Source organism: Qingrenia yutianensis (genome assembly GCF_014385105.1).
Lineage (GTDB): Bacteria > Bacillota > Clostridia > UMGS1810 > UMGS1810 > Qingrenia > Qingrenia yutianensis.
On record NZ_JACRTE010000041.1, the window covers coordinates 1 to 4,935 of the forward strand.

At 31.5% G+C, this 4,935-nt stretch carries 5 protein-coding genes; all 5 read left to right on the forward strand.

Translation table 11 applies throughout. The features are described 5' to 3' along the window. Positions 1 to 512: Coenzyme F420 hydrogenase/dehydrogenase, beta subunit C-terminal domain (locus tag H8706_RS11755; RefSeq protein WP_262432789.1), on the forward strand; the 512-nt coding region annotated here is incomplete at its 5' end. A gap of 330 nt (positions 513 to 842) precedes the next feature. Then, positions 843 to 2,141, forward strand: a complete 1,299-nt coding sequence (locus H8706_RS11760) for an O-antigen ligase family protein (protein WP_262432790.1) — start codon at positions 843 to 845, stop codon at positions 2,139 to 2,141. Beyond that, positions 2,138 to 3,343: a glycosyltransferase gene (locus H8706_RS11765; RefSeq protein ID WP_262432791.1), complete on the forward strand. Its 1,206-nt coding sequence runs from the start codon at positions 2,138 to 2,140 to the stop codon at positions 3,341 to 3,343. Before H8706_RS11760 ends, H8706_RS11765 begins: the two co-directional genes overlap by 4 nt. Then, positions 3,340 to 4,359 (forward strand): polysaccharide pyruvyl transferase family protein, encoded by a 1,020-nt coding sequence (locus H8706_RS11770; RefSeq protein WP_262432792.1) that lies wholly within the window; start codon positions 3,340 to 3,342, stop codon positions 4,357 to 4,359. The genes H8706_RS11765 and H8706_RS11770 overlap by 4 nt, the downstream gene beginning before the upstream one ends. A 13-nt stretch (positions 4,360 to 4,372) precedes the next feature. Then, a partial coding sequence (locus H8706_RS11775; protein WP_262432793.1) for a Coenzyme F420 hydrogenase/dehydrogenase, beta subunit C-terminal domain occupies positions 4,373 to 4,935 on the forward strand: 563 nt, incomplete at its 3' end.

The window sequence follows — 4,935 nt, forward strand, 5'->3', positions numbered from 1 at the left end:
ATTTTAGAGATAAAGAAAAAAATGGGTGGCCCGGGGATTTAAAGCTGGTGCAGAAGAATACAACGGAAGTTTTACCAAAGAAAATGCGATCTCAAGTTAAGGATTTCTTTTGCCATCCGCGATGTATCTATTGTATTGATAAATTGAACCGCTATGTAGATATTTCAGTTGGAGATAATTACACAGGTGAAAATACTTACCCAATGGGAAGCAGCTGTGTAATTATTAGAAGTGATTGTGGAATGAAAGCATACCAATCGATAAAAGATACATGTGTCACCTATAATACAAGTATAAAAAAAATAGTTGATAGTCAAGAAGTCTTGAAAAGATTGGAGAATTATCGTTTCACAAGATTTAAATTCTCTAAGGAAAAATTTCAGAGTGTGAAGCTAGGACTTAAATTTTATTACAAATTAATCAAAATAACGTTTGGAAATGAATTTTATGGAAGACAGAATGTAATAAAGTTTTTTATCAAACTTGATGAAATAATTAAAAATGCATTTTGAAACTTAATTGAGAACTTAATTGTTTAGGGTAATATCACGGAATGTAAAGATTAAAAATGAAGAGCGTTTAGTTACTAATGTTCCGAAACTCCTGTGAATTTGCTCACGAGTAAATACTACATCAAACTGTTAGATACAAGCTTGCTAATAAATAATATTATATCAATTCAAGCAGGTTGGTTGTTATTGGAGTCTAGCCCGATATTTTTCTTAATGGCAGAGGTGCCTTGGATGGCATTTATTGAAATAATAAAACTTAGATTATTGTACAAATATGAAAGCAGTGCAGACTTTCAATCTGAGCATAGGTTTTAGGAGTGAGATTATATTATGGAGAGAAACGGTTTAAAAATATCAAAAAATAGGTTACTACTAAATTTGATATTTATATATATTATTTCATTAGGAATTTGGGACTCTTTGACTAATATTTTTATCCCTAACAATATTAGAATTGTATTATGTAGCCTTTCTCTGTTTGTGCTACTTTTTATGACTAAATGGACGGAAAGAATGTCTCCATTGCCATGTGACATATTATTTATTCTTTCTATTTTAGTTTACTGTATAAACAATTATTATATAGAGATAAATAATAGTTTTGGATATTTAAGATATTTCTTATTATTTGCATTGCTGTTTATTGGGAGGACAATCTATAATTTTCCCAATCGTATTGTAAAACTATATACCTACATGTCATTGATACATGTGTTTGCCACTATATGGCTGAAATTTGATGCCTATTCGTATAAAAACATTATTGTCAAAATGTTTGATGCCAAGAGACAATCGTTGCTTTTAGCCCATTATGCACATGGATGGATATCTGGACTAGCAAATCATTATTCGTCTAATGGAATGTACCTAGCGACTACTATACCGCTATTGTTTTCGTACATATTATTTAGTGATTCAAATAGACGAAAAAAACAATTTAAGCTTTTGTTTTGCCTGGCATTTCTGGCCTTATTGTTTACAGGAAAGCGTGCTCATATGATTTTTTCTGTAATGGCAATGCTACTTGTCTATTATATTTATTCTGCAAATAAAAAGCACGGAAGATTTTTTAAAATTCTTACAATTGTAATTGGCGTTATAGGCTTCTTTTATATTGGATATTCATTGTTTCCAAACCTGTTTTCATTTATAGGTAGATTTTATGAGACAGCAGAGGATGGAGATGTAACACAGGGGAGATTAACAACATGGACTGCTGTTATGAGCGTATTTAGAACAAGCCCTCTCTTTGGAATTGGATGGATGCGGTTTAGCACATTAGCAGAAGGCTTTGGCGTTACGTCAAACGCACATAATGTTTATATTCAATTATTATGTGAAACCGGAATTGTTGGTTTCACTGTCTTTGTTGCTATGTTTGTTAGCATGTTTGCAATATCAGTGTGCTTGTTTTCTAAAATGAGAACTGGTCGAGTTGAGTTACCAGATGAAGAGCAAAAAAATATGGCGTTCTCAATTGGCATGCAATTGTTCTTCTTGTTATATTGTTTTTCTGGAAATCCATTATATGATGCACCTATGTTTGTGCCATATTTTCTTTCTTTAGGAATAACTACATATTATTGGTGCTTAGTGCGAACATTGAATAATACGGAGGATATAACATGAAGATCTGTTTTTTGAGTTTGAATCTCTTTATGCATGGAGGAATACAGAGGATTATTCCGAATATAATCAATGGGATGACAAAAGAACACGAAATAACAATTGTAATGCCATATTCTAATAAAGATAATAATATTTTTGGGTTAAATAATGAAATTAAGATAAAAAATTTAAATGACTTCCCAAGACATAACAAGTATACATTGATAGGAGCATTTTCTTTAGCTGTTTGGAAAATAAATAAAAGAATTGGAATTCTTAACAATGAAATTGGTGCAGATATATTGTTGAAAACGTTATATGCAACGAAGCAAAAGAAAGGATTAATTCAATATTTTAATGATAATTCGTTTGATATAATTATTGCATTGACCGATTATTATTCGCTGCTTCTTGCAATGATAGCGCCAGAATTAAAAGCAAAGACTATTGGATGGCAGCATAACACTTATGAAAGTTATTTTTTGATGAAAAATCGAAATAGCTATGGGCAGGAAGTGCTGTTTAAAAAGATGATGAAGAATCTGAACCATCTTATAGCTTTGACAGATGTAGACAAAGTTAAATTTTCAGAGAGTTTTGGGGTTGAAACAAGTACATTATATAACCCGGTTTCATTTGATATTTGTAATAAAGAGCCTCGAAAAGAAAATCCGCTTATTTTTGTTGGAAGAATATATCAGTATCAGAAGGGAATAGACTATTTAATAGATATTGTAGATGAAATAAGAAAAAAAAAGGAAAATGTTAAAATTGTTTTGGTGGGAGATGGTCCTGACAAAAAGAACTTGGAAGAAAATGTAGAGAAAAGAAATCTTCAAGATTGCATAAAGTTTGTTGGAATGTCATCAGATGTGGCGGAATACTATAAAAATGCATCCGTGTTTTTGCATACATCAAGATATGAGGGTTTTGGTGTTGTTCTTGTTGAGGCTATGGCGTTTGGTATTCCTGTTGTTGCATTTCATAATAATGGACCAGATGAAATAATTTCGAACGGAAAAAACGGTTTCTTGATAGAAAAGTATGATATTACTTCATTTGCAGAGCAGGTGATTAATCTGTTAGAGGACGATGGTCTATACCGATATATATCTTTAAATGCGAAAAAAAGAGCAGAGGATTTTTTACCAAAGAAGGTAACTGAAAGATTTGAAGAAATACTAACGAAAGTTTTGCTGGAAGAGGGAGTTGAGATGCAATGAGCATAGGAATTGTGACATACTATAATGCTATTAACGAGGGCGCATTTTTACAGGCATATTGTTTGAAGAATTTCATCGAGAGTTGTAGCACTTCTAAAGTGTATTTTGTTCCTAATAAAAGTGCGGACATTTTTAGCATACAAAAGAAGCAACTTTTGCAAACAAAGAATCCAAGATTGTTTTGGGTGAATTTGAATAGGATTATAGCCAATCGAAAAGCTCAAAAAGCATATTTATCTATTGGGACTATCAACAAAAACTATGATATTGTAGTTGTTGGTAGTGATGAAATGTGGAATGAAAAAAATAAGGCTTTTAATAAATATAACACTGCAGCATCGGTAAATGCAGAAACAAGAATATCCTATGCGGTGAGTATGGGAAATTTTGATGAAACTCTTTCCCGTGATAGTATAAAAGAAATTTCTAAATTTGTAGCAATTTCAGTTCGAGACTTAAATTCAAAGAAGATTTTAGAAGCAGCTGGTTTTACAAATGTGTCTGTTCATTTAGATCCAGTATTTTTATATCAGATACCATCTCAATTACCTAAAATACGGAAAAGCTTTATAATGATATACGGCTCGATTTCAAATGAAACAACGGTAAGAAAGATAAAGGAATATGCGCATAGAAATGGCTTTGTAACACTGTCGGTTGACATTTATAATAAATGGTGTGATGTAAATGTTGCTGCAAAAAATCCATTTCAATTTGTTGGTTATATAGACAAAACAAACCTGATAATAACAAATATGTTCCATGGAACAATGTTATCTGTTGTACGTAATAAATCGTTTATTTCAATTCAAACGGAAAGACGAAAAAAGAAAATAGAATATGCCTCAAAGAAATTAATGTTTACAGAAAGATGTGTTGATGAACAATTTGATTGGGATATTGAAGATGTCTTAAAAAATAAACTTGATTTTCAAATAATAAATAGTGTTATAGAGCAAGAAAAATGTTTTGTAAGAGAATATTTTGCGAGAATACTATTGAACAAGAGAGAATGAAAGGAAGTTTAGTATGCCGATTGAAAGCTTTATAATAAAACACAAGAATATATTCGTCCGCGAAAACTCTAGAAGTGGGGGGATATTTACTGCTTTGACAGATATTATCCTTGACGAAAAAGGCATTGTTTACGGCTGCCAATTTGATTCCGATTACGTTGCATATCATGGACGAAGTGAAACAATAGAAGGACGTGATCGATTTAGAGGGTCAAAATATATCCAGAGTGATTTAAAGGATACATTTAGACAGGTAAAAAAGGATCTTGTTGATGGAAGAACTGTCTTATTTTCAGGGACATCTTGCCAGATTGCGGGATTAAAAGCGTACTGTGCAAGTGTAAATACAGATAATTTGTATTGTATTGATATCATCTGTCATGGTGTTCCTTCACCCATGGTATGGAAAGATTATCTTATATATTGTGAAAAAAAATATGGTGGGAAAGTTACTGAGGTTGAATTTATTAATAAAAAAAGATTTGGGTGGAAAGCTCACAAAGAATCAGTTTGGATTAATGGAAAAGAGTATGATAACGTAATCTTCACTCATTTATTTAGAGATCACAATATTTT